This is a genomic window from Streptomyces sp. SudanB5_2050, from assembly GCF_964272335.1.
In the GTDB taxonomy this organism is placed as follows: domain Bacteria; phylum Actinomycetota; class Actinomycetes; order Streptomycetales; family Streptomycetaceae; genus Streptomyces; species Streptomyces rochei.
The window spans coordinates 5,767,246-5,790,519 of sequence record NZ_OZ186760.1 but is presented as its reverse complement, the minus strand read 5'-3'; the positions used below and the strand labels follow the sequence as shown (position 1 = coordinate 5,790,519).

17 protein-coding genes are annotated in these 23,274 nt (G+C 72.4%); 5 read left to right on the top strand and 12 right to left on the bottom strand.

What is annotated here, in order from left to right; genetic code table 11:
• Positions 1-46: 46 nt before the first annotated feature.
• The 4 genes from ACFZP7_RS25840 to ACFZP7_RS25825 form a co-directional block, all read right to left on the bottom strand.
• Positions 47-2,182, bottom strand: coding sequence for an ATP-binding cassette domain-containing protein (locus tag ACFZP7_RS25840; protein WP_385635982.1), 2,136 nt, complete (start codon positions 2,180-2,182; stop codon positions 47-49).
• A 126-nt stretch (positions 2,183-2,308) separates the two neighbouring features.
• Positions 2,309-3,067 (bottom strand): NUDIX domain-containing protein, encoded by a 759-nt coding sequence (locus ACFZP7_RS25835; RefSeq protein WP_030969223.1) that lies wholly within the window; start codon positions 3,065-3,067, stop codon positions 2,309-2,311.
• Positions 3,068-3,194: 127 nt separating this feature from the next.
• Positions 3,195-5,417, bottom strand: coding sequence for a glycogen debranching N-terminal domain-containing protein (locus tag ACFZP7_RS25830; RefSeq protein WP_385635979.1), 2,223 nt, complete (start codon positions 5,415-5,417; stop codon positions 3,195-3,197).
• A 458-nt stretch (positions 5,418-5,875) separates the two neighbouring features.
• Positions 5,876-7,432 carry a DUF4192 domain-containing protein gene (locus ACFZP7_RS25825; protein ID WP_385635976.1) on the bottom strand — a complete coding sequence of 519 codons (1,557 nt, stop codon included), beginning with the start codon at positions 7,430-7,432 and terminating at the stop codon, positions 5,876-5,878.
• A gap of 142 nt (positions 7,433-7,574) precedes the next feature.
• On the opposite strand from ACFZP7_RS25825, the gene ACFZP7_RS25820 reads away from it, so the two are divergent.
• Positions 7,575-9,740: a RecQ family ATP-dependent DNA helicase gene (locus tag ACFZP7_RS25820; protein ID WP_355101497.1), complete on the top strand. Its 2,166-nt coding sequence runs from the start codon at positions 7,575-7,577 to the stop codon at positions 9,738-9,740.
• A gap of 280 nt (positions 9,741-10,020) precedes the next feature.
• Positions 10,021-10,635 carry a hypothetical protein gene (locus tag ACFZP7_RS25815; protein WP_385635973.1) on the top strand — a complete coding sequence of 205 codons (615 nt, stop codon included), beginning with the start codon at positions 10,021-10,023 and terminating at the stop codon, positions 10,633-10,635.
• A gap of 235 nt (positions 10,636-10,870) precedes the next feature.
• Here ACFZP7_RS25815 and ACFZP7_RS25810 read toward each other — a convergent pair whose 3' ends face one another.
• The 3 genes from ACFZP7_RS25810 to ACFZP7_RS25800 all read right to left on the bottom strand — a co-directional run bounded on the left by ACFZP7_RS25810 (position 10,871) and on the right by ACFZP7_RS25800 (position 12,984).
• Positions 10,871-11,512 carry a hypothetical protein gene (locus ACFZP7_RS25810; RefSeq protein ID WP_109204371.1) on the bottom strand — a complete coding sequence of 214 codons (642 nt, stop codon included), beginning with the start codon at positions 11,510-11,512 and terminating at the stop codon, positions 10,871-10,873.
• A gap of 68 nt (positions 11,513-11,580) precedes the next feature.
• Positions 11,581-12,282 (bottom strand): ribonuclease HII, encoded by a 702-nt coding sequence (locus tag ACFZP7_RS25805; RefSeq protein ID WP_030969233.1) that lies wholly within the window; start codon positions 12,280-12,282, stop codon positions 11,581-11,583.
• A gap of 81 nt (positions 12,283-12,363) precedes the next feature.
• Positions 12,364-12,984, bottom strand: coding sequence for a TetR/AcrR family transcriptional regulator (locus tag ACFZP7_RS25800; protein ID WP_019325810.1), 621 nt, complete (start codon positions 12,982-12,984; stop codon positions 12,364-12,366).
• A 184-nt stretch (positions 12,985-13,168) separates the two neighbouring features.
• On the opposite strand from ACFZP7_RS25800, the gene ACFZP7_RS25795 reads away from it, so the two are divergent.
• Complete coding sequence (locus ACFZP7_RS25795) at positions 13,169-14,716, top strand: MFS transporter (RefSeq protein ID WP_031015424.1); 1,548 nt, start codon at positions 13,169-13,171, stop codon at positions 14,714-14,716.
• Between the two features lie 481 nt (positions 14,717-15,197).
• Here the strand turns inward: ACFZP7_RS25795 and ACFZP7_RS25790 are convergent, their stop codons facing one another.
• The 3 genes from ACFZP7_RS25790 to ACFZP7_RS25780 all read right to left on the bottom strand — a co-directional run bounded on the left by ACFZP7_RS25790 (position 15,198) and on the right by ACFZP7_RS25780 (position 17,543).
• Positions 15,198-16,103: an ADP-ribosylglycohydrolase family protein gene (locus ACFZP7_RS25790; RefSeq protein WP_385635970.1), complete on the bottom strand. Its 906-nt coding sequence runs from the start codon at positions 16,101-16,103 to the stop codon at positions 15,198-15,200.
• Between the two features lie 12 nt (positions 16,104-16,115).
• Positions 16,116-16,775 carry a histidine phosphatase family protein gene (locus tag ACFZP7_RS25785; protein ID WP_029393377.1) on the bottom strand — a complete coding sequence of 220 codons (660 nt, stop codon included), beginning with the start codon at positions 16,773-16,775 and terminating at the stop codon, positions 16,116-16,118.
• A gap of 162 nt (positions 16,776-16,937) precedes the next feature.
• A complete protein-coding gene (locus tag ACFZP7_RS25780; RefSeq protein WP_037821600.1) occupies positions 16,938-17,543 on the bottom strand; it encodes a YdbC family protein in 606 nt (201 codons plus the stop codon).
• Positions 17,544-17,699: 156 nt separating this feature from the next.
• Between ACFZP7_RS25780 and ACFZP7_RS25775 the strand changes: the two genes are divergently transcribed.
• Positions 17,700-18,233, top strand: coding sequence for a TerD family protein (locus tag ACFZP7_RS25775; protein ID WP_030969245.1), 534 nt, complete (start codon positions 17,700-17,702; stop codon positions 18,231-18,233).
• A gap of 67 nt (positions 18,234-18,300) precedes the next feature.
• On the opposite strand, the gene ACFZP7_RS25770 is transcribed toward ACFZP7_RS25775, so the two are convergent.
• Both ACFZP7_RS25770 and nrdR read right to left on the bottom strand, forming a co-directional pair.
• Positions 18,301-21,195: a vitamin B12-dependent ribonucleotide reductase gene (locus ACFZP7_RS25770; protein WP_031015415.1), complete on the bottom strand. Its 2,895-nt coding sequence runs from the start codon at positions 21,193-21,195 to the stop codon at positions 18,301-18,303.
• Positions 21,196-21,362: 167 nt separating this feature from the next.
• Positions 21,363-21,914, bottom strand: a complete 552-nt coding sequence (gene nrdR, locus ACFZP7_RS25765) for a transcriptional regulator NrdR (RefSeq protein ID WP_029393374.1) — start codon at positions 21,912-21,914, stop codon at positions 21,363-21,365.
• Between the two features lie 577 nt (positions 21,915-22,491).
• Between nrdR and lexA the strand changes: the two genes are divergently transcribed.
• Positions 22,492-23,271 carry a transcriptional repressor LexA gene (gene lexA / locus ACFZP7_RS25760; protein ID WP_029393373.1) on the top strand — a complete coding sequence of 260 codons (780 nt, stop codon included), beginning with the start codon at positions 22,492-22,494 and terminating at the stop codon, positions 23,269-23,271.
• The last annotated feature ends 3 nt before the right edge of the window (positions 23,272-23,274 follow it).

Genomic DNA, 23,274 nt, shown 5'->3' with positions numbered 1-23,274 from the left:
CCCGGGGAGTTGCGCGCACGGTCGGACCGGAAGGGCACGGTGGCTGTCACTGGGGCCTGCTGCGCAGGGTCATGAGCAGGTACGCGCAGAGCAGAGCGGTGACGGACAACGCCAGCGCGCTGCCGACGGGTTGGGCGATCATGCGGAGCACCTCGGCCACGTACCGCTCGCCACCGAAGGGCCACGTGGTCAGGAAGAGCTCCCGCGTCCGCATCGGAAGACCGGCCGCGGTCCGCACGGACGGGCCGTCCCAGACCTTCTGTACGAGCGGTACGACGAGTACGGGCACGGCGACCACCGCGGCGAGTCCGGCCGTGGTGGACCGGAAGACACCGGCGGCGAGCACGCCGGCCCAGCCGCATCCGACGACGAGTGCGAGCCAACCCGCGCCCAGTGCGGGCCAGTCGGCGGGGACACCGGCGAGTTCGGGCCCGTAGAACAGATGGAGCACTTCGGCGTTGCCGCCCACGGTGAGCGCGGCCAGCACCAGTGCGGTGACCGCGGAGACGAGGAGCTTCGCGACGAGCAGCCCCAGGCGGCGGGGTACGGCACCGCGGTCCGCGGCCAGGGCGGGGTGGCGGAACTCGTCGCCCGAGGCAAGTGCCCCGAGCAGTCCGGCGCCCAGTGCCGCGGGCGGCAACGGCAGCTCCTGCGGCCAGGCGGCGAGCAGCCGCGGCTGCGGTGTGTGTCCGACGCGGGCCAGGACCACGGCGGTGACGACGGAGACCAGGAGCACCACGGTGATGGTGACGAACCCGGTTCTGATACCGGCGGCACGACGGAATTCGTAGCGCAGCGGCCGCAGGGGGCTGGGTGCGGAGCGGACGGAGACGGGGGGCGGCAGGGGCGACGCCGCTCCGGTGGCGAGAGTCCGGGCGGGCGCGGGGCGGACGGGTCGGCCCGGGGCGGGCGGGGGCTGGGAGGCGGCGGGTGCGGGCGAGTGCTGGGAGGCGGCGGGAGAGAGGTCGGCGGCCGACGTCGACGGTACGGCGTCCGCGTGCGTGACCGTGTCCGCGCCCGGGTCCGGGTCCGGGTCCGGGTCCGTCAGCGTGTCCGTGTGCGTCAGCGTGTCCGTGTGCGTCAGCGTGTCCGTGTGCGTCAGCGTGTCCGTGTGGGTGTGCGGCGACGGTGCGTCGGCATCGGTGACGGGGGATGCTCCCGCGGTGGCCGGGTGCACGGCGGCGGGGTCGGAGGCGTCCACCGGCTCCAGCAGGCCGCCGTCGCGCGACGGTGGCACGCTCCCGGTGTCGGCACCGCGCCCGTGCGTCGACCCGGACCGACTCACGACCGGAATCACTCCGGCCCCGGGCCCCATGTCCCCGTACTCGTCCGCCAGTTGGTGCACGAGAATCCCGTGCCGGAACGCGGTGTCGCCGATGTCGGCGCACGTACCGCCGTACACCGCGAGGCGATTGCCTCCCTCGCGCACGATCTCGACGGAACGGCGGGCCGCACGGGCCTCCTTGGTCAGGACGGCTGCGAGGCGGGCGGCGTAGGGGGTGCGCACGACGACGCGGGGACGCAGGCGGGTGCGCGAGAAGTCCGGCGCCTCCTGGTCGGCGACGACTCTGCCCTGCTCCAGCGTGACGACGTGGTCGGCGGCCCGTGCGGCCTCCTTGGGGTCCGCCGTGCTGAACAGGACGGTTCCGCCCTGGGACGCGTGGGCGCGCAGCATGGTGTGCACCCACCCGGCCTCTCGGGCGGAAAGGGCGCCCGCGGGATCGTCGAGCACCAGGGTGTGCGGGTCGGCGAGCAGTGCGCAGGCCAGTCCGAGGCGCCGGTCCATGCCCCGGGAGAGGGTGCCGAGGCGTTCGTCGCGCAGGCTCACGAGGCCGACGGCCTCGAGGACTTCGTCGGCCCGTCGGACGGGGACGCCGGCGGCCGCGCAGAGCATGCGCAGATGGCCGCGGACCGTGCGGGCCGGGTGCCCCGGCACGTCTCCCAGGAGAACGCCGACCTCCCGCACGGGGTGGGCGATGCGGTGCAGGGGGCGGCCTCTGAAGTGGGTGAGCCCGCGTCCGCGCTGGAGTTCGAGCATGAGTCTGAGCGCCGTGGTCTTGCCGGCGCCCGGGGCTCCGAGCAGTGCGGTGACGCGGCCCGCGCGTGCCTCGAAGGAGACGTCGTCGACGGCGGGCGGAAGCTCCTTGCGGGGGTTGCTGGTCAGTCCGAAGGCCTCGATCACCCGTAGCAAGATAGCGCGCCATGTCCGGTTTTTCGGGCATCGCACGGTCTGCCGGGCCGGGGAGGGGCGGGCCTCCTCGCTTCCTTGTTCGCCGTTCGCTCCGGGGTTTCCTGCCCCGGAGCGCCATCACACCTCGGGTCGCAGCATCGGGGGGTTGAGGAGGGTCGCACCGCCGGCTCGGAAGAGCTGCGCCGGACGACCGCCCTGGCGGGTGGTGGTCCCTCCCGTGGGGACGAGGAACCCAGGGGTGCCCGTCACCTTGCGGTGGAAGTTGCGCGGGTCGAGCGCGACGCCCCACACGGCCTCGTAGACGCGGCGCAACTCGCCGACGGTGAACTCCGGCGGGCAGAAGGCGGTGGCCAGCGAGGAGTACTCGATCTTGGACCGGGCCCGTTCCACGCCGTCGGCCAGGATCTGGGTGTGGTCGAAGGCGAGGGGGGCCGGGGGCTCGCCTTCGCGGCCGTAACCGGCCTGCTCGAGCAGTTCCTCGACCGGCGCCCAGCGTGCGTTGCTGGCGTCGCCGCCGGCCCGGGGCGCGGGCAGGTCGGGAGCGAGCGCGAGGTGTGCGACGCTCACCACCCGCATGCGGGGGTCCCTGCCGGGGTCCCCGTACGTGGCGAGCTGCTCCAGGTGGGCCCCGTTGTCCTGGGCGGGCACGGCGGGGTCGTGCACGCACAGCCCGGTCTCCTCGGCCAGTTCCCGCGCCGCCGCCTGCGCCAGGTCCTCGTCGTCGCGGACGAAGCCGCCGGGCAGCGCCCAGCGCCCCTGGAACGGCGGCTCGCCCCTGCGCACCGCCAACGCGCACAGGGAGTGGCGGCGTACGGTCAGCACGACCAGGTCCACAGTGACGGCGAAGGGCGGAAAGGCTGACGGGTCGTAGGGCATGCCGCGATCATAGTCGTCTGCCTGACGATAAACACTCCCCTCACCCGCCGCACCGACGGCCGGTCCACCTCGGCCGGATCTTGTCGCACATCGGTTCCCCAGGGACGCCGGGAGGCGTCGCGCCAGGTCACACTCCCAGTTGAAGTCCGTCGGCGGCCTCCTCCACCATCGCCAGGCCGAGACGCCCGACCCGCACGGAGAAGGGCTTACCGGCGACCCTCAGTCCGGTCAGGGCGAGCTGCCCCAACGGCGCGCTGCGTACGGGTCGCAGCGTGACGGTCCCCGCCGGGGTGTCGGGGCGGATGCCCGCCAGCGTGGTCAGCAGCAGCACTCCGGCGGCGGCCGCAGTGGCGGCGGGACGGCAGGCCGCCGGGTGCGGCAGCGGAGCGCCGGCATCCGCGCGCTGCTCCCCCGCGTACATGTCCGGCAGACGGTGGGCGAACGCGCCGGCCGCGTCCAGCACGCCGCGCAGCAGGGCACCCGCTTCCTTGTCGTGACCGGCGGCGGCCAGGCCCGCCACCGCGATCGCCGTGTCCCTGACGTGCACCGCTCCGGCACGGTGGCCGAACGGGGTGTATCCGGCCTCCGTGACCGCCAGGCTGCGCAGTCCCCAGCCCGAATCCATGGCCGGACTGCCCAGCAACCGGGCGAGTCGGCCGGTCCGGACCGGGTCGAGCAGACCGGGCGCCACCGTGCCACCGCCGAGCAACCCGGTGTCGAGGAGGTGCGCGGCAGCCGCGCCGAGGTGCGGCACGACGCCTCCGTCCGGGGTGAGGGCCGCCGCGGGCCTCCCGCCTGCCGGGTCGTCGATCCAGAAGTCCCGCCGGAAGGCGGTGCGCAGCCGCTGGGCCCACTGCCGCAGCCAGTCGCCGCCCGGCCGGTCGAAGTCGTCGAGCAGCTCGGCACCGAGCAGGGCCGCACGGTGGGCGTGGGCCTGGGTCTCGCAGCGGATCGGGCCGTGCGGCTGCGGGTCGGGCACGTACGTGCCGTTGCCGACGGTGGTCCGCAGCCAGGTCAGGCACCGTTCCGCGACGGGCAGCAGCTCCTGTGTCTCGGGGGTGCCGAGCCCCCAGCGGCGGGCTTCCGCGAGGAGGACGGGGAACAGCAGGGTGGCCTCGGTGCCGGTGCAGCCGGGCGGCAGGTGCGGGCCCGCGTCGCGCACCGGGCCGGGGATCATGCCGGCCCCCGGTCCCGGGCCGAGTCGCTGGGTGCGGGCGAGGACGCGCAGCGTGCCCGCGGCGAGCCGGGTGCCCAGCGGCAGCGCCATCCGGGCGGTGGCGAGGGCCTCGGCGGGGACAGGTCCGCAGCGCCAGGGGATGCCGGCGGCCGTGTGGATGTCGGCGGGATGCGCGGGGTCGCGCAGCAAGAGGGCCCTGAGGTCCTGGACGCCGGTGCGCAGGAGGGCGGGGACCACGGGGTCGTCGCCCGTGGCGTATGCGGAAGCCAGCGGGTCGGCTGCCGTGCGACCCACCGCGCGGACCGGCCCCGCTCCGTCCGCTCGTACGCGCAGTTCCACGCCGGCGCTGCCACCCGGGGGCAGCACGAACTCCCAACGCAGCAGTCCGGCCGAGGCCAGCGCCTCGGCGGGCGGCGGCGTCGCCGTGACCGAGACGCTTCCCGCGGCGGAGGACCACCGCAGCCCGGAGTCGTGGACGGTGGCCGGCAGCTCCGGACCCGCACCGCCCGCGGCGATCGCCCCGAGGTCGGCCAGATCGGTCCCGAGCGCCACCTCGACGGGCAGGCGCAGCGGAGCCGACGCGCAACTGCGCAGCGTGATCCGCTCGGTGCCGTCGGCGTGACGGGTCCGCTCGATCACCACGTCCGGATCCGGTCCCGGGGCGGAGGACGTCCGCAGTGTGGCGACGAAGCAGGTGCGGTCGGCTCCGGCCGTCCTGGCCGAGGACGGCAGCGGTTCACGCCCCGCGACGCGCAGACGGCACCGGGACAGCAGGCGGCGGCCCGCGCGGTAGAACCCTTCGAGTCCCAGGCCGTTCAGCTGAGCGTGTTCCGTGGAGATCACGAGGCCGGGAAGGGCCACGCCGACCAGGGTCCGGTGGGTGGGCGGCAGGTCCCCCGGCCGGTGCGGTCTGCCGGGCGGCGCACCCCGGGCGGCGAGGTGGACGCGGGCACCGGTGGGACCGGTGACCGTCGGCTCACGCACCGGCCGCGCGGACGAGGGAATCGACGGGGGCCCGGGCCGGGCCCACGGTGGCACGGAACCGCGTCCCGGTCCCTGGCCGCTTCCGCCGACCGGCGCGGCGGGTCCGGCCGGGGAGGGCCGCGGACCGTTCCCACGGCCGGTGGCCGCCGGGTCCGTGACGCCGCGCGGTGCGTGGATCGGTTGGTGCATGAGGTCTCCCTCTGTCTTCGGCGTCCAGGAACGGAAAGACGCGGTGCGGTGGTTCCGGCCCGACGGTGCGGTGCTCTCCCGCCCCGCCAGGGCGTTCGGCCACTCAGGTGAACGGAACGGGCCTCTCCCGGGTCACGCCCCCCCCGGGGACCGGTGGGCCTTGCACGGAAGACGCGTGGGACGGGCCGCCGCCGGGGCGCGCCGGCGGGGCGGCGGGGCACACCGGTCGGGCATGCTCTCCGTCGGTCCGCCACGGACCGCGCGGGAGGACGGCACAGTCACGGAAGCGGAGCACAGGGCAGCGCAACGCGGACATACGAGGCGGAGGACGTGAACGGAGACGCACGGCCGAGCGGCTCGGCCAAGAAGGCGTCGGTGGCTGTCACGGCCGGCCGGAGCCCGTCGGCCTGGGACATGGCACCGTCGGTCTGGCGACGCCCCACCGCCCCGCACGGAGATCAGAATCCCTCACCGGTCCCCGCTCCCCCGTGCTCCTCCGGGCGCCCGCCTCCCGCGCAGGCACCCGTACGTCCCGCCTTCCTCTCCGCCGAGGCACGCGCACGCGCACGGTCCGGCCGCGCGGGACCCGGCCGCTCCTCAGCCGTCGGAGTGCGGGGACGCACGACCTTCGTCCCCTGCTCACGGCCTCGCGCCCGCCCACGGCGCGCCCCTCCGTCGGCCGCCGCCCCGGAGCGCGTACGGCGCCGTCGGGCAAGGGGCTCCCCCGGTGCCGAGGCGGAAACGGCCGACTCTGGCCCCGCTGCCCCGCCGGCTCCCTCCGTCCCCTCGGGCGCCGCGTCCTCGGGGCGCTCTCGGCCCCCGCGCTCCGCGCGCAGACAGCGGCGGACCGACTCCGGGTCGAGGCCCTCGTTGCACGCCTGGTGCAAGAGCCGGGCGAAGAGGTAGTCGGGGTCCGCGCCGAGTGCCATGGCCAGGGCCTCACGGGCCTCCAGTTCGTCACCGGTGGACCAGGCGACCCAGCCGGCCAGGGTCAGCGGCGCCGCCGCGTGTTCGCCGTAGGAGCCGACGCAGCGACGGGCCAGGGCCCGCCACAGACGCAGGGCGGGCGCCGCCTCCTCGCCCTCCATCCACTCCGCCGCGCGGTCTCGGGTCGCACGGTCCTGGAGGCCGAGGATCAGCGTCGCCGCCTCGTCGTGCCCGAGCAGTCGGTCGTCGCGCAGGTCTTCGGCGGCGATGCCGGAGACGGGCCGGGCCCCGGCGAGACGCCGCATGACCCGCTGTGCCAGGAGCAGCGTCTCCTCGGCCACCTCCGCGCGCCCGGCGTCGTCGAGGATCCGTGCCACCAGCGGCACGGCGGCCGCGTCCAGGGCGGTCTCCTGCTCGCGGGCCGTCTCGTCCTCGCGGGGCAGGAGCCGGCCGCGCAACTCGCCCAGCGTGCCGCGCACCTGAATACCCGCATAGGTGGCCGCCGCGGCCAGGACGGAGGTGCCCGGCAGCCCCATGGGGGTGCCTTCGGCCGGACAGCATGCCCGGTCGTCGCAGCAGTAGGACCAGAAGCGCCCGGCCGAGACGCAGAGCGCCTCCACCACCGGGACGTCGAGGGCGCCGCACTCGACGCGCAGCTTCTGCGCCAGCGGCCGCAACCGCTCCATCACCTGCCGGCCGGTCTCTCCCGGTGCCGGTTCCTGGCAGAGGTAGACGACCATCTGCTCGGGGCGGACGCCGCGGCGCTCGCTTCCGGTCACCAGACCGTGGGCCAGCTGCCCGGCCGCGCAGGCCCAGTCGTCCGGGTTCGCCGGGATGCCGAGCCGGGCACGGCCGCCGAAGCGGCCCTTGCCGTCACGGTCGCGCAGGGCGACCAGCACGATGCTGTCCTCGGGGCGGTATCCCAGCAGATACGGCAGGGCGTCGGCGAGTTCGGCCGGGGTGCGGAGCGTGACCTGCGGTTCCTCGCGGGGGCGGTCGTCAGGGACGCGAGCCGTGTCTCCCGGCCGCGCGAGGCCCGGGATGTCACCGTTCTCGGAGGGTCCAGTCGTTTCGCTGTGGTTCGTCATGGCCCGACGATCTCGCGGATCGCGAAGTTCCGCTTTGACCTGTGGATAACTCTGATCAGGGACGCGTCAGCCGGTCGTTCGGCGTTCCCGCCGTCTCCTCCCAAGCACCCGGCTGTCAGTCCCGTCCTGTTGTATGGAAGGCATGGAGCACACGAGCAACGCGGATCTCCGGACAGCCGCCGACACGGTCCTCGCCCGCCTCGTCGGGGACGCGTCCGGCACCGCCCGACTGCGGGACGACCAGTGGCGGGCGATCGAGGCGCTGGTCGCCGAGCGGCGCCGGGCCCTGGTCGTGCAGCGTACGGGGTGGGGCAAGTCCGCGGTCTACTTCGTGGCCACCGCCCTGCTGCGCGAACGCGGCGCCGGACCCACGGTGATCGTCTCCCCCCTGCTCGCGCTGATGCGCAACCAGGTCGAGGCCGCGGCGCGGGCCGGCATCCGCGCCCGGACCATCAACTCCTCCAACACCGAGGAGTGGGACACGGTCCAGGAGGAGATCGCCTCCGGTGACGTCGACGTGCTCCTGGTGAGTCCCGAGCGGCTCAACAACCCGGACTTCCGCGATCAGGTGCTGCCCAAGCTCTCCGCCGCCACCGGGCTGCTGGTGGTGGACGAGGCGCACTGCATCTCCGACTGGGGCCACGACTTCCGCCCGGACTACCGCCGGCTGCGCACCATGCTCACCGACCTCCCGGCCGGCGTGCCGGTCCTCGCCACCACGGCCACGGCCAACGCCCGGGTGACCGCCGACGTGGCGGAGCAGCTCGGTACCGGAGGCACCTCGGACGCGCTGGTGCTGCGCGGGCCGCTGGACCGGGAGAGCCTCAGCCTCGGCGTGCTGCGGCTGTCCGACGCCGCGCACCGGATGGCGTGGCTCGCCGACCACCTCGACCGGCTCCCCGGTTCCGGGATCATCTACACGCTCACCGTGGCGGCCGCCGAGGAGGTCACCGCCTTCCTGCGGCACCGCGGCCACACCGTCTCCTCCTACACCGGCAAGACCGAGAACGCGGACCGGCAGCAGGCCGAGGACGACCTGCTCGCCAACCGGGTCAAGGCTCTGGTCGCCACGTCCGCACTGGGCATGGGTTTCGACAAGCCCGACCTGGGTTTCGTGGTGCACCTGGGCTCGCCCTCGTCGCCCATCGCGTACTACCAGCAGGTCGGACGTGCGGGGCGCGGCGTGGAGCACGCCGAGGTGCTTCTCCTGCCGGGCAAGGAGGACGAGGCGATCTGGGAGTACTTCGCCTCCCTGGCCTTCCCGTCGGAGGAACTCGTGCGGCGCACCCTCGACATCCTCGCGACGGCGGAGCGCCCGCTCTCCCTGCCCGCCCTGGAGCCTCTGGTCGAGCTGCGGCGCTCCCGCCTGGAGACCATGCTCAAGGTCCTCGACGTGGACGGCGCGGTCAAGCGGGTCAAGGGCGGCTGGATCGCGACCGGACAGCCGTGGACGTACGACGCCGAGCGGTACGACTGGGTGGCGCGGCAGCGGAAGGCCGAACAGCAGGCGATGCGCGACTACGCCTCGACGGACGGGTGCCGGATGGAGTTCCTGCAACGCCAGTTGGACGACGAGGGGGCCAAGCCCTGCGGGCACTGTGACAACTGCGCGGGACCGCGCTTCACCGCGGACACCTCCCCCGGCAGTCTCGACGCCGCGCGGGCCGACCTGGGCCGGGCGGGCGTGGAGGTGGAGCCTCGCCGCATGTGGCCGACCGGTCTGCCGGCGATCGGCCTCGACCTGAAGGGCCGCATCCCGGCCGGCGAACTGGCTTCTACCGGGCGGGCGTTGGGGCGGCTGTCCGACATCGGCTGGGGCAACCGGCTGCGGCCGATGCTCTCGGCGCAGGCCCCGGACGGCCCGGTGCCCGACGATGTCGCCCAGGCCGTGGTGACCGTGCTGGCAGACTGGGCCAAGGGCCCCGGCGGCTGGGCCCCGGGCGCCCCCGAGGGCCGTCCCCGTCCCGTGGGGGTGGTGACGATCGCCTCGCGCACCCGCCCCCAGCTGATCCACTCCCTGGGCACGCACATCGCCCAGGTCGGCCGGCTCCCGTTGCTCGGTTCGGTCGAGTACACGGGCGAGGCGCCCACGGCGCCCCGCAGCAACAGCGCGCAGCGGCTCAAGGCGCTGGACGGCGCGCTGACGGTGCCGCCGTCCCTCGCCGCAGCACTCACCGACCTCGACGGACCGGTCCTCCTGGTGGACGACTGCACCGAGACCGGCTGGACCCTGGCCGTGGCGGCCCGGATGCTGCGGCGCTCGGGTGCCCGGGAGGTGTTGCCGCTGGTCCTGGCCGTGCAGGGCTGACCGCCGACCGCGCCGGCGGGGCACGGGCGGAGAGCCGCGCGTCGCCCGGGAATCGCCTTCCGTGCGTCACCCGACCGTGCTTTGGGTAGGGATATAGGACGCACACCACCTGATAACGGTCGCCGGTCTCAATTGCTCGTTGCCGCATCCAAGTTCGACAGGAAGAATTGAACTCCGCTCCCCGCACAGCTACTCCGCGCTCCGGCAGGGTTCCGCTGCGGTGCGCGCTCCTCGAATCCGACCCCGCCCGCAGTGTGGGCGCGTAGCCGAAGGGAGGAACGTGACCTTCGGATTCGCTCCGTCCTCGGCGGCATCCTTGTCCTCGTCCGCCGCAACCGCCACTCGCCTGCTCGAACCGGCGGAATGGGCCGCCGCCGGAATCCCCCTGCTGCGCAATCCGCGGGAGGTCGTCAGCGGGCTCCACGCGCGGCACCGCCCCGAGCCGGCGACCGCGATCGTGGCCGTACTCGATCCCGACGAACGGCTGTGTGCCAGCGCCTCGTTCAACAGTCGCCGCGCCGCGGCCGACGGATGGATGTTCCGCAACGCCCTGCTCGCCCAGTTGCGCCGTGTCATCCCGCACGATCTGCGGCGCCGCACCCCGGTGCGCACCGCCGTGCTGCTCTACTGCCGTGAGGGCGACGCGCGTTGGACGGAGGAGGACGGTGCGTGGATGTGGGGCCTGCGCGACGCGTGCACCTTGCACGGGCTGCGCTGCGGCGCGTACATCACGCTGACCCGGGACGGCTGGCAGGTCCTGGGCGAGGGCCGCGGCGGGCGACGGCCCAACACGGCCTCGCCACCCGAGCCGTTCGCCACGTCGGAGTCACCGCTCCCACAGCCGCGAACCGGCGGCGTCGCCTCGGACGTACTGCGCCGCGCGGCGGCCCGCTGAGTCTCCCCGGCAAGGCAGTCCGGGCATCCCGCCGTGGCATCCGGTGCGTCCCGGCACCGGAGCCCGTGGAGCGGCCGGTCCGACCCGTGCGCCGCACGGAGCGCGTCGGCCACGGGAGCGGGCCCGGAGCCGCCCGAGTCCAGGCGTCCGGGCGCCCGTGGAGCCCTCGTCCCCGCACAGCGGCGCGTGCCGTGCTCAGCCGGAGCGCCCGGGCGAACGGGCCCGGGCCGACGACTCAGACGCCCGCGCCCAGCACGGAGTTGATCCGCTGCGGGTCACCGCAGACGATCAGCAGGGCACCGGCCCGGCTGTGCGCGGCGGACAGCGCGGTGACAGCGGCGGCCTCGGGACCGCCGTTGACCGCCACCACGACGACCGGTCGCGACGCGGCACGGGCCGCCAGGGCGGCGTCCGCGTAGAAGACGTCATCGCCCGCGTCGTGCTGCGCCCAGTAGGCGGACTCGCCGAAGGACAGTTCGTGGGCGGCCCACGGGTGCGGTTCGCCGGTGGTGATCACCAGCACGTCACCAGGGGTGCGACCCGAGTCCAGCAGCAGGTCCACGGCCTCTTCGGCCGCGTCGAGCGCGCCCTCGGGCGAGGCTGGGATCAGCTGGATCTGCGGGGTGGCCGGGGCGGCGGCCGCAGCGGCCGGACCCGACGAGCCGGGTTTGGGCGCGGCCGACGCGGACGCGTCGCGTGACGCGCGCTGCGCCGGCGGAGCCGGCCGCGTGGGACCGGGACGGCCGGGGCGCGGCGGAGCCGCGGGTCGGGGGCCGGGTACGGGGCGAGGGGTCGGCGCGGTGCGGCCGCTGGCCGGAGTGGCGCGGGGACCCTGGGCCTTCTCGTGAATCTGAGGCTCCTCGGGAATGAGAGGCATGGGCTGATATTTATCAAACGTTGGTGCGGCTCGCGTCGGCGGGTGGCGCATGCCTGCGAGCGGAATCGTCAGAAATCGAAGCCGAGCTGACCCTCGATTTCCGGAACGCTTCCGTCCATCCAACTGCGGACCTTCTTGAGGTGCCGCCACTGGGGCAGCGCATCAAGATACGCCCACGACAACCGGTGGTGCGGGGTGGGTCCCCGCTCCGCCAGCGCCGCCTTGTGCACGGGCGACGGATACCCGGCGTTGTCCGCGAAACCGAAGTCTGCATGCTCGATACCCAGTTCGGCCATCATTTTGTCGCGCTGGACCTTGGCGAGCACCGAGGCCGCCGCGACAGCGACGCAGGACTGGTCACCCTTGATCACCGTACGGACCTTCCAGGGCGCCCCGAGGTAGTCGTGCTTGCCGTCGAGGATGACGGCGTCGGGGCGGACCGGCAGGGCCTCCAGGGCGCGCACCGCCGCAAGGCGGAGCGCCGCGGTCATCCCCATGGCGTCGATCTCCTCCGGCGAGGCGTGCCCCAGAGCGTGGGAAGTGACCCACGTCCGCAGTTCCTCGGCGAGTTCGGTACGTCGCTTGATGGTGAGCAGCTTGGAGTCGGTGAGGCCCACCGGGGGCCGCCGCAAGCCGGTGACCGCGGCGCAGACCGTGACCGGCCCGGCCCACGCGCCCCGTCCCACCTCGTCGACACCGGCAATGATCTTCGCCCCGGTCGTGGCGCGGAGGGAGCGCTCGACGGTGTGGGTAGGCGGTTCGTACGGCATGACGCCCTTAGCCTACGCCGCCCCGAACGCGCCGCGACACCCCGGTTCCCCCTTGACGGGCGAGGCCCTCGGCGGCGACGGTCAGCTGCCTTCGGGTCGCAGCAGCGGGACCATCATCTGGTCGATCATTTCCTCGATCTCCTGATCCGTCCATTCGCTTCCACAAATCTTCGAGCGGTACATCATCATGGCCGGGACGGCATCGAAGACGTACGAGTTCGCCGCGTCCCGTCGCACCTCACCCCGCTCGATTCCACGGGTGATGACCTCGCGAAGCATCTCCAGGGTCGGCTCGATCACACCCTTGTAGATCACCGCATGGAAGCGCTCCGCCTGCACGCTGTCGCATTCGTGAATAACCGATCGCAGGGCGAAGCCGGGGCGCGAGAACATCGCGTCCCGCGCCCTGCGGCAGAGCGCCAGAAGGTCGTCGCGGACGCTGCCCAGATCGGGGACGGTGTCGAAGCGCGGCAGCCCCGACCGCAGCGCGTCCGCCACGAGGTCTTCCTTGGAGGGCCAGCGGCGGTACACCGCCGCCTTGCCGGTCTGCGCGCCGGCGGCCACACCCTCCATCGTCAGACCGTTCCATCCGACGGTGCCGAGCTGCTCCAGGGCGGCGTCGAGGATCGCGCGTTCGAGGACCGCACCGCGCCGTCGGGACGGGGTCTGGGCGGAGGCGGCCGCCCAGTGCGAAGCAACCATGTCGAGGGTCTCCAAAGAGCGGGGATAGCGGGTTTTCGGGGACGACGGGCGTGCCGGGCGGCCACGGACGGGGACGGACCGCGCGACACCTCATTAAGTGAACGGTTGCGTTCACTGTCCGGGTGTCACTAACGTTGAAGCAACAGTGAACGCGAGCGTTCACTAAGTCATTCGTGGGGGACACATAGTGACAACCTCTCTGATACCTGACCAGAAGCCGGGAGCCGCCCGCCGGGAGGGGCACCCCGGCATCGCACTCACCGTCATCGCGGCCTGCCAACTCATGGTGGTACTCGACGCGACGATTGTGAACATCGCTCTCCCGCACATTCAAGAAGCGCTCAGCTTCAGCACCACCGACCTCACCTGGGTCGTCAGCGCGTACACGCTCACCTTCGGCGGTCTGCTGCTGCTCGGCGGGCGGGCCGGTGACATCCTCGGCCGGCGCCGGGTCTTCATGACCGGCATCCTGCTCTTCACCTTCGCCTCGCTGCTCGGCGGTTTCGCCCAGGAGCCCTGGCAGCTGCTGGCGGCGCGTGTCCTGCAGGGAGTAGGCGGTGCGATCGCGTCGCCGACCTCGCTGGCCCTGATCACCACCACCTTCCCGGAGGGGCCGGAACGCAACCGGGCCTTCGGCGTGTTCGCGGCCGTCTCGGCGGGCGGTGGCGCCATCGGCCTGCTGGCTGGCGGCATGCTCACCGAGTGGCTCGACTGGCGGTGGGTGCTCTTTGTCAACGTGCCGATCGGCGTGCTGATCGCCGTACTCACCCCGCTCTACATCAGCGAGTCCGAACGGCACTCCGGCCGCTTCGACATCGCCGGGGCGGTGACCTCGACGGCGGGTATGGCGTCCCTCGTCTACGGCTTCATCCGCGCCGCGGACGAGGGCTGGCGGGACAGCCTGACCATCGGTTCCTTCGCGGCCGCCGTGGTCCTGCTGCTGGCCTTCGTGCTCATCGAGCGGCGGGCCAAGGAGCCGATCACGCCGCTGAAGATGTTCGCCGACCGCAACCGCTCGGGCACGTACGTGATCATGCTGAGCCTGGCCGCGGCGATGTTCGGGATGTTCTTCTACATCGTGCTGTTCGTGCAGAACGTCCTGGGTTACACCCCCATCGAGGCCGGCCTGGCCTTCCTGCCCGTCACGGTCGTGATCGCGCTGGGCGCGGGCCTGTCGCAACGGTTCCTGCCGGTCTTCGGCCCCAAGCCGTTCATGATCGTGGGGTCGACGCTCGCCGCGATCGGTCTCGGCTGGCAGGCCCTCATCAGCTCCGACAGCTCCTACGTCGGCGGAGTGCTGGGCCCGATGCTGGTCTTCGGATTCGGCATGGGACTGAACTTCGTGACGCTGACGCTGACCGCGGTCTCCGGGGTCGCACAGCACGAGGCGGGCGCGGCGTCGGGACTGCTCAACGCCATGCAGCAGGTGGGCGGATCGATCGGCCTGGCGATCCTGACGACGGTCTTCGGCACGGCCAGCAAGAACGAGGCGGAGGAGCAGGTGGCGGACTTCATGGCCAACGGCTCGCCGGAGCAGAAGGCCGAGTTCGCCCAGACGCACCAGCTGCCGGCGCCATGGGCCCACGATGTGCTGGCGCAGGGCATCTCGGCGGCCTTCATCCCGGCCGCGGCCATGGCCGTGCTCGCGCTGGCCACGGCGGCGCTGGTGATCCGGGTGCGCAAGAGCGACCTGGAGGCCCTGTCCGGTACGGCCGGGCCGGGGGTCGGCTGACGGAGCGGGGCCGACGGCCGGGCGGGACCCACCGGCGGGTGCCACACCCACTCGCCGGTGCCCGGCCGGCCCGTACCCGACCGGCCCCCGGGCATCCCGACCGTGCCCGGCCGGCCGCTCACGTCCCCGTCCACGCCGCCTCGCCGAGGTGCCCGGCCGGGCGAGCCGGAGCGGCGACGGCAGCGCGCCGAGCAGCGTCCGCAGCTTCCCCATGGCCCCCGCCTCACCCCCGCGCCGTCCCCGCCCTCGTACGAGGCCCCCGCCTCGCACAGCGACTGTCGTGACAACGGGCGGCGGTCACGGAGAGTTCCCGTGGGACACGCAGCGTGCAGCGGCCGGGCGACCCGCGGCGTGCGCCGAGCGGGCGCCCCACGACACACGCCGATCGCACCTCACGCGGCCTGTGCCGATCGCGCCTCAAGCCCTCTGCGCCGATCGCACCTCACACAGCGCCCCTCGGACGGGCGTCACACACCGCGCGCTAGACGGACGCCGTCATCCAGTCCGGCAGAGCCTCGACCCGCGCAGCCCAGTCGGCCGGCGGGGCTCCCCCGGCGCCGGCGGCCACCACCCCGCCCACGATGGCGCACGTGGTGTCCACGTCCCCGCCGACCTGGGCGGTCGTCCAGAAGGCTTCCTCGTAGTCCCCGAGAGCACGGGCCGCCGACCAGAGGGCGAACGGGACGGTGTCGTGCGCGGTGGTACGCCGGCCGCAGCCCAGCACGGCCGCCACCGTCGCGGCGTCGCCGTAGTCGAGCATGTCCCGGGCACGCCGCAGCCCGGCCCCGACCGCGCTCTTGGGCACCAGCGCGATCACACCGTCCAGAAGCGCGTGGGCGGTGGGCGGTCCGCCGGGGTCCGCGGCCAGCGCGGCGGCGGCGGCGACCGCCATCGCACCGACCACCGCTTCACGGTGCTGGTGCGTGGGGTAGGCGGAGATCTCCGCCTGGTGCGTCGCCTGCTCCGGGTCGTCCGCGTACCAGGCCCCCAGCGGCGCGATGCGCATCGCCGCGCCGTTGCCCCAGGAGCCCTGGCCGTTGAAGAGCGCGGCGGCCAGCTCCCGCCAGTCGCCGCCCTCGCGGACCAGCCGCAGCAGCCGGTTGACCGCGGGGCCGTAGCCGCGGTCGAAGTCGTGGTGATGGGCGAAGGAGAGGGCCAGCGCGTCCTGGTCGATGCGGTGGTGGGTGGCCAGGACCGCGACCACGGAACACGCCATTTCCGTGTCGTCCGTCCACTGCCAGGTGCCGGGCGGCAGCGCACGGTCCTTGAGCAGCGGATAGTTCGCCGGCACGAAGAACTGGGATCCCAGCGCGTCCCCCACCGACAGGCCGCGCAGGCTGGACAGGGCCCGGTCCAGGCGCCCCTCGGGAGATGAATGAGCGGTCATCGCCCTGCCACTCTATCCGGTGATCCCGTACGGCTCCGGATCTCGCCAGCGTTCGAAGGGACGGTCGAGGCGGTACTTGCCGTCCTCACCGAGAACGAGCATCCGCATCTCGCCGTTCCCGGGGTTGGACAGCGACTCGAACTCCGCGACCGTCCAGTGGAACCACCTCATGCAGAACAGCCGCATGGCCAGACCGTGGGTGACCAGGAGGACGTTCGGCGGATGGCCGGGGTCCTCGAAGCTGCGGAACAGGCTCTCCAGGAAGCCGCCGACCCGGTCGTACACGTCGGCGCCCGACTCGCCCTGGGCGAAGCGGTAGAAGAAGTGACCGTAGGCGTCCCGGTACGCCTTCTGCAGGCGCACGTCGTCGCGGTCCTGCCAGTTGCCCCAGTCCTGCTCACGCAGCCGCGGCTCCTCCCGGACACGTATCAGCTCGGGGTCCAGGTGGAAGGCGCGCAGGGTCTCGTGCGTCCGGCGGTACGGGGAGACGTACACGCTGACCCGCTCGCGGCCGAAGACCTCGCGCAGCGCCTTCCCGGTCTCCTCCGCCTGCGCCAGGCCCCGCTCGGTGAGCGCGAGGGCGTGGTCGGGCTCGCGCTCGTACACGGTGTCATCGACGTTGCCGGTCGACTCGCCGTGCCGGACTAGAACGATGCGCCGTGGTCGTGCCATGCCAGAACCCTAGATCGGACCGGGCGGAACCAAGCACTCGGACGGGCCCCGTACGGCGTATGTCACACGGTCACCCCCTGACGTCCGGGCGCCGCCCGCCGTCCGGGCGCCGCCTGCCGTCCGGGCGCCCACGGCATCCGTGCCGGGTGCCGGTGCGGGGCCTCAGACGGTCCAGGAAGGCTCCAGTTGCACGATGTCCCCCGTCAGCGCCGCGATGTCGGCCTCGGTCTGCGCCCGCAGGGCGAGCCGCTCGACCCGTTCGGTGCGGTACTTGCCGTGTTCGGCGGCCGACCGCCACATGGACAGCACCAGGTACTCGTTCCCCGGGGCCTCGCCGAACAGCCCCCGGACCATGCCCGGGGAACCGGCCATCGCCGGGTTCCACACCTTCTCCTGCATGAGGACGTAGTGCTCTGCCCGCTCCTCGTGCACCCGGCAGAGCGCCACCCGCAGCAGGTCGGCGTCCGTGAAGCGCGGTTCGAATCCCGTCTTCACGTCGAAGCGGTAGTCGAAGAGTCTGACCTGCGCGTCCTTGAAGGTGCCCGCCTGGGCCGAGGCGAGCCGGTCGTGGGAGCGGGCCATGAAGGAGTCGTAGAAGGCGCGGCTCTCCCAGAAGGCGAACACGTGCGCCACATCGGGCCGGCCACGGCTCCAGCCGCCCCCCTGCCCCCGGAAACCCGGCTCCCCGGGAAGCCCCGCCCACTTTCGCTGCCCCCGCTCGAACCCGCGGCGGTCCACCACGGTGCAGCGAATCCACTTGACCAGCACCGCGCCATGGTAAGGCCAGGAACGTGGCGCCCGTCACCGTACGCGGGAGCGCTTGCCCGCACCGGCGTCGCTGTGCGTGGCAGGATGGACAACCGGCCGTCACCGCTCGGCAGTTGAGGTGGCCGGGCAGGGCGGGGACCTGGGAAGGGGAAGTCAGTGAACGGCCTCAGCAAGGGCAGGCGCAAGGTCGAGGTCGCGCTGCGGTGGGATCCGAGCCCGGCGGGGCAGCCACCCGCCGACCTGGACATCGTGGCCGCGACCTACACCGCGGACGATCCGCACGGCGAACCCGCCTACGTGGTGCACTTCGACAGCCGATCCCCCGACGGCACCATCTATCTCAACCGGGACAGCCGCGACGGCAAGGGCTTCGGCTTCGACGAGGTCATGACGCTGGAGCTGGAACGGCTCGCCGACCGCTACACGCGCGTGGTGGTCGGCGTGGCGATCCAGCAGCACGCCGAGGACCGGACCTTCGCCGACGTGGCCAACCCGGGCCTGCGCATCCGGGAGGAGTACACCGACCTGGCCACGGACGACTTCTCCGGGGTCCGGGGCGCGACCGCGGCGACGGTCGCGGAGTTCGTGCGGGACGAGACGGGGGCGTGGGAGTTCCGCGCCGGGGTGCACGGCTTCGAGGGCGACGCGGCCGCGTTCGCCGCCACGATGGGCGCCGCGCGCCCGCGCTGACGGCACCGGAGCATGAGGAAGGGGCGTCCGCCGTGACGGACGCCCCTCGCTCATGTGGCCCTACGGGTCAGCTGCAGCCGCTCGTCGAGCCGCAGCCCTCGCAGATGTAGCAGGAACCGGCGCGCTGCATCTTCGTGCCGCAGGAGAAGCACAGCGGGGCGTCGGCCTGGATGCCCAGCTGCATCTCCACCAGCTCGGCGCTGGTGTGCGCCTGCTGCGGAGCCGGCTTGGCGGCCTCGACCTCGGCCTTCGGCGTGGCGACGGCCTTCAGCTCCTGGGCGCGCGGCGCCGACTGGGCCAGGCCCTCGACGTCCAGCTCGTCGTCGGACGGCTCGTACGAACCGGTCTCCAGGTGGCGCTGACGCTCCTCGGCGGAGTGGATGCCGAGCGCGGAGCGCGTCTCGAAGGGCAGGAAGTCCAGCGCCAGGCGGCGGAAGATGTAGTCGACGATCGACTGCGCCATCCGCACGTCCGGGTCGTCCGTCATGCCGGCCGGCTCGAAGCGCATGTTGGTGAACTTCGAGACGTACGTCTCCAGCGGCACGCCGTACTGGAGGCCGACGGAGACCGCGATGGAGAAGGCGTCCATCATGCCCGCGAGGGTCGAGCCCTGCTTGGACATCTTCAGGAAGACCTCGCCGAGACCGTCGTCCGGGTAGGAGTTGGCGGTCATGTAGCCCTCGGCGCCGCCGACGGTGAAGGAGGTGGTGATGCCGGGACGGCCCTTCGGGAGGCGCTTGCGGACCGGGCGGTACTCGACGACCTTCTCGACCGTCTCGCGGATGGTCGCCTCGGCCTTCTCCGTGACCTCGGCCTTCTCCTTCTCCTTGGTCTTCGCGGAGAGGGGCTGGCCGACCTTGCAGTTGTCGCGGTAGATGGCGAGCGCCTTGACGCCCATCTTCCACGCCTCGAAGTAGACCTCCTCGACGTCCTCCACGGTCGCCGACTCCGGCAGGTTGACCGTCTTGGAGAGCGCGCCGGAGATCCACGGCTGGATGGCGGCCATCATGCGGACGTGGCCCATCGCGGAGATGGAGCGCTCGCCCATCGCGCAGTCGAACACCTCGTAGTGCTCGTGCTTGAGGCCGGGGGCGTCGATCACGTTGCCGTGCTCGGCGATGTGGGCGACGATCGCCTCGATCTGCTCCTCCTGGTAACCCAGGCGGCGCAGGGCCTGCGGGACGGTGCCGTTGACGATCTGCATCGAGCCGCCGCCGACCAGCTTCTTGAACTTGACCAGGGCGAGGTCGGGCTCGAGGCCGGTGGTGTCGCAGGACATCGCCAGACCGATGGTGCCGGTCGGGGCGATGACGGACGCCTGGGAGTTGCGGAAGCCGTTCTTCTCGCCGAGGCGCAGCACGTCCTGCCAGGCCTCGGTGGCGGCGGCCCAGATCGGCGTGTCCAGGTCGTCCATGCGGACGGCGGTGGCGTTCGCGTCGGAGTGCTGCTTCATGACCCTGAGGTGCGGCTGCGCGTTGCGGGCGTAGCCGTCGTACGGGCCGACGATCGCGGCGAGCTCGGCGGAGCGCTTGTACGACGTGCCGGTCATCAGGGAGGTGATGGCGCCGGCCAGGGCGCGGCCGCCGTCGGAGTCGTAGGCGTGGCCGGTCGCCATCAGCAGGGCGCCGAGGTTGGCGTAGCCGATGCCGAGCTGACGGAAGGCGCGGGTGTTCTCGCCGATCTTCTGCGTCGGGAAGTCCGCGAAGCAGATGGAGATGTCCATCGCGGTGATGACCAGCTCGACGACCTTCGAGAAGCGCTCGACGTCGAAGGACTGGTTGCCCTTGCCGTCGTCCTTCAGGAACTTCATCAGGTTCAGCGAGGCGAGGTTGCAGGACGTGTTGTCCAGGTGCATGTACTCGCTGCAGGGGTTCGAGCCGTTGATCCGGCCGGACTCCGGGCAGGTGTGCCAGTGGTTGATGGTGTCGTCGTACTGGATGCCCGGGTCGGCGCAGGCCCAGGCGGCCTCGGCCATCTTGCGGAAGAGCGCCTTGGCGTCGACCTCCTCGATGACCTCGCCGGTCATGCGGGACGTCAGGCCGAACTTGCCGCCGTCCTGCACGGCCTTCATGAACGTGTCGTTCACGCGGACCGAGTTGTTGGCGTTCTGGTACTGGACGGACGTGATGTCGTCGCCGCCCAGGTCCATGTCGAAGCCCGCGTCGCGCAGGGCGCGGATCTTCTCCTCCTCCTTGACCTTGGTCTCGATGAAGTCCTCGATGTCCGGGTGGTCGACGTCGAGGATGACCATCTTGGCGGCGCGGCGGGTGGCACCACCGGACTTGATGGTGCCGGCGGAGGCGTCGGCGCCGCGCATGAAGGAGACCGGGCCGGAGGCGTTGCCGCCGGAGGAGAGCAGCTCCTTGGAGGAGCGGATGCGGGACAGGTTCAGGCCCGCGCCCGAACCGCCCTTGAAGATCATGCCCTCTTCCTTGTACCAGTCGAGGATCGACTCCATGGAGTCGTCGACGGAGAGGATGAAGCAGGCGGAGACCTGCTGCGGCTGGGGCGTGCCGACGTTGAACCAGACCGGGCTGTTGAAGCTGAAGATCTGGTGCAGGAGGGCGTAGGCCAGCTCGTGCTCGAAGATCTCGGCGTCGGCGGGCGAGGCGAAGTACTTGTAGTCCTCACCGGCCTTCCGGTACGTCTTCACGATGCGGTCGATGAGCTGCTTCAGGCTCACCTCGCGCTGCGGGGTGCCGACGGCGCCCCGGAAGTACTTGCTGGTGACGATGTTGACCGCGTTCACCGACCAGAACTCGGGGAACTCGACGCCACGCTGCTCGAAGTTGACCGAGCCGTCGCGCCAGTTGGTCATGACGACGTCACGACGCTCCCAGGCCACCTCGTCGTAGGGGTGGACGCCGGGAGTGGTGTGGATGCGCTCGACGCGGAGTCCCTTGCTCGCCTTGGTGCCCTTGGCGCGGGAACTCCGTGCCGGACCGCTCGCCGTCTCTGTCATGCCGCCTCCCTGTACGGGCGAAAACGCCCTGAAGTGCCCCGTTTGTTCCCGTGGCACGGTGTTCTGTCTGGTGTTGCGGGAATCGCTCACGCCGCCCGCAACAGGTCTTCTTCTCTCGCCGCCGACCGGCCGGGCCCGGGCGCCGAAGTCCGGGTCCGGCCCGCCGGTCAGTCGGCGGCGCCGGCGGGCTCGGGGACCTGTGCCGCCCCCGTGGACCCGCGGTCGTTCTCCTGGCTCCCCGCGTCGGCCCCGTCGCCGTCCGCGCCCGGGCGCCCCGTCGCCTGCCTCAGTTCCGCGATCGCGGCCTCGAAGTCCTCGAGCGAGTCGAACGCCCGGTAGACGGAGGCGAATCGCAGGTAGGCGACCAGATCGAGTTCCTGCAGCGGGCCGAGGATCGCCAGCCCCACGTCGTGTGTGGTCAGCTCGGCGCTTCCGGTGGCCCGCACCGCCTCCTCGACCCGCTGGCCGAGCTGCGCGAGCGCGTCCTCGGTGACGGGCCGGCCCTGGCATGCCTTGCGCACGCCGTTGATGACCTTGGTGCGGCTGAACGGTTCGGTGACCCCGGACCGCTTCACCACCATGAGCGAGCACGTCTCCACGGTCGTGAAGCGACGGGAGCAGTCGGGACACTGGCGGCGCCTGCGGATCGACGTGCCGTCGTCGGTCGTACGACTGTCGACGACACGGCTGTCGGGGTGCCTGCAGAAGGGGCAGTGCATGTACTCCGAACCCTCCTCACAGCAGACTCAATAGCCACAAAGAGCCCTTCAGGCCCCTCGAAGCAGCCCCCAGCATAGGCGATCGCGGCGGGCCCGAAGACCCGGGGGACCACAACTTATGGGCTGCTGCCGCAATCCAACCACTAGATGTGGGGATTGGCTCATACATACACGCCCTGCACGCGTGTCGCGCCGGTCCGTACAGGTCCCGCGCGCGACACACCCACGCGCGCATGCCCCCGCGGGCATGCCCCCGCGGGCTCGCGCCACACGGGGGCATGCGGAGATACCGTGGGCGCCGCGGGGAGGGGGCGTGGGACTACCGCACAGATGCGAGGGCCCGCCCCGTCGAACGGAAAGTCGGATGGCAGACTGGGGCGACATCCCCGAGGTTGTCACCACGGCGGTGAAGAGTACAGCAATGAGCGCTTTTGTCCGTCGGGCACGGCGGTAGCCATACACCCAGACACGCAATCCAGGCGAGCGATTCGCCTTTTTTCACTCGAACGTGTGTTTGGCGCAACCTTTCGAAAGCTACTACCGTTGGGCAGCAGGGAGACCATCGAGAGGGGCCGACGTGACCACCACCGCCGACAGTGCCACCATCACTGCCCAGGACCGCCCCCAGGGCCGACCTGAGCCGATGCAGGCGATGAGCGACGCCACGAGTCCAGAGGGGCACAAGCGCTCCCTGCCGGGCCGACCTCCCGGCATCCGGGCGGACAGCTCGGGACTGACCGATCGCCAGCGCCGGGTGATCGAAGTCATCCGCGACTCGGTGCAGCGTCGCGGCTACCCGCCGTCGATGCGGGAGATCGGCCAGGCCGTCGGCCTCTCCAGCACCTCCTCCGTCGCGCACCAGCTGATGGCGCTGGAGCGCAAGGGCTTCCTGCGCCGCGACCCGCACCGCCCGCGCGCCTACGAGGTGCGCGGCTCCGACCAGGCCGCCTCGGTGCAGCCCACGGACACCGCCGGCAAGCCCGCCGCGTCGTACGTCCCCCTGGTCGGACGCATCGCCGCCGGTGGCCCGATCCTCGCCGAGGAGTCCGTCGAGGACGTCTTCCCGCTGCCCCGCCAGCTGGTCGGTGACGGCGAGCTGTTCGTCCTCAAGGTCGTCGGTGACTCGATGATCGAGGCCGCCATCTGTGACGGCGACTGGGTCACCGTGCGCCGCCAGCCGGTCGCCGAGAACGGCGACATCGTCGCCGCGATGCTCGACGGCGAGGCCACCGTCAAGCGCTTCAAGCGGGAGGACGGCCACGTGTGGCTGCTCCCGCACAACGCGGCCTACGAGCCCATCCCCGGTGACGACGCGACCATCCTCGGCAAGGTGGTGGCCGTACTGCGCCGCGTCTGAGCG

Bases quoted from the DNA above. Each gene is read 5' to 3' on its own strand.
- ACFZP7_RS25790 (WP_385635970.1), bottom strand. From the start codon at position 16,103: ATGACCGCTCATTCATCTCCCGAGGGGCGCCTGGACCGGGCCCTGTCC.
- ACFZP7_RS25785 (WP_029393377.1), bottom strand. From the start codon at position 16,775: ATGGCACGACCACGGCGCATCGTTCTAGTCCGGCACGGCGAGTCGACC.
- ACFZP7_RS25805 (WP_030969233.1), bottom strand. From the start codon at position 12,282: ATGCCGTACGAACCGCCTACCCACACCGTCGAGCGCTCCCTCCGCGCC.
- nrdR (WP_029393374.1), bottom strand. From the start codon at position 21,914: ATGCACTGCCCCTTCTGCAGGCACCCCGACAGCCGTGTCGTCGACAGT.
- ACFZP7_RS25820 (WP_355101497.1), top strand. From the start codon at position 7,575: ATGGAGCACACGAGCAACGCGGATCTCCGGACAGCCGCCGACACGGTC.
- ACFZP7_RS25830 (WP_385635979.1), bottom strand. From the start codon at position 5,417: ATGCACCAACCGATCCACGCACCGCGCGGCGTCACGGACCCGGCGGCC.
- ACFZP7_RS25810 (WP_109204371.1), bottom strand. From the start codon at position 11,512: ATGCCTCTCATTCCCGAGGAGCCTCAGATTCACGAGAAGGCCCAGGGT.
- ACFZP7_RS25800 (WP_019325810.1), bottom strand. From the start codon at position 12,984: ATGGTTGCTTCGCACTGGGCGGCCGCCTCCGCCCAGACCCCGTCCCGA.
- ACFZP7_RS25770 (WP_031015415.1), bottom strand. From the start codon at position 21,195: ATGACAGAGACGGCGAGCGGTCCGGCACGGAGTTCCCGCGCCAAGGGC.
- ACFZP7_RS25835 (WP_030969223.1), bottom strand. From the start codon at position 3,067: ATGCCCTACGACCCGTCAGCCTTTCCGCCCTTCGCCGTCACTGTGGAC.
- ACFZP7_RS25825 (WP_385635976.1), bottom strand. From the start codon at position 7,432: ATGACGAACCACAGCGAAACGACTGGACCCTCCGAGAACGGTGACATC.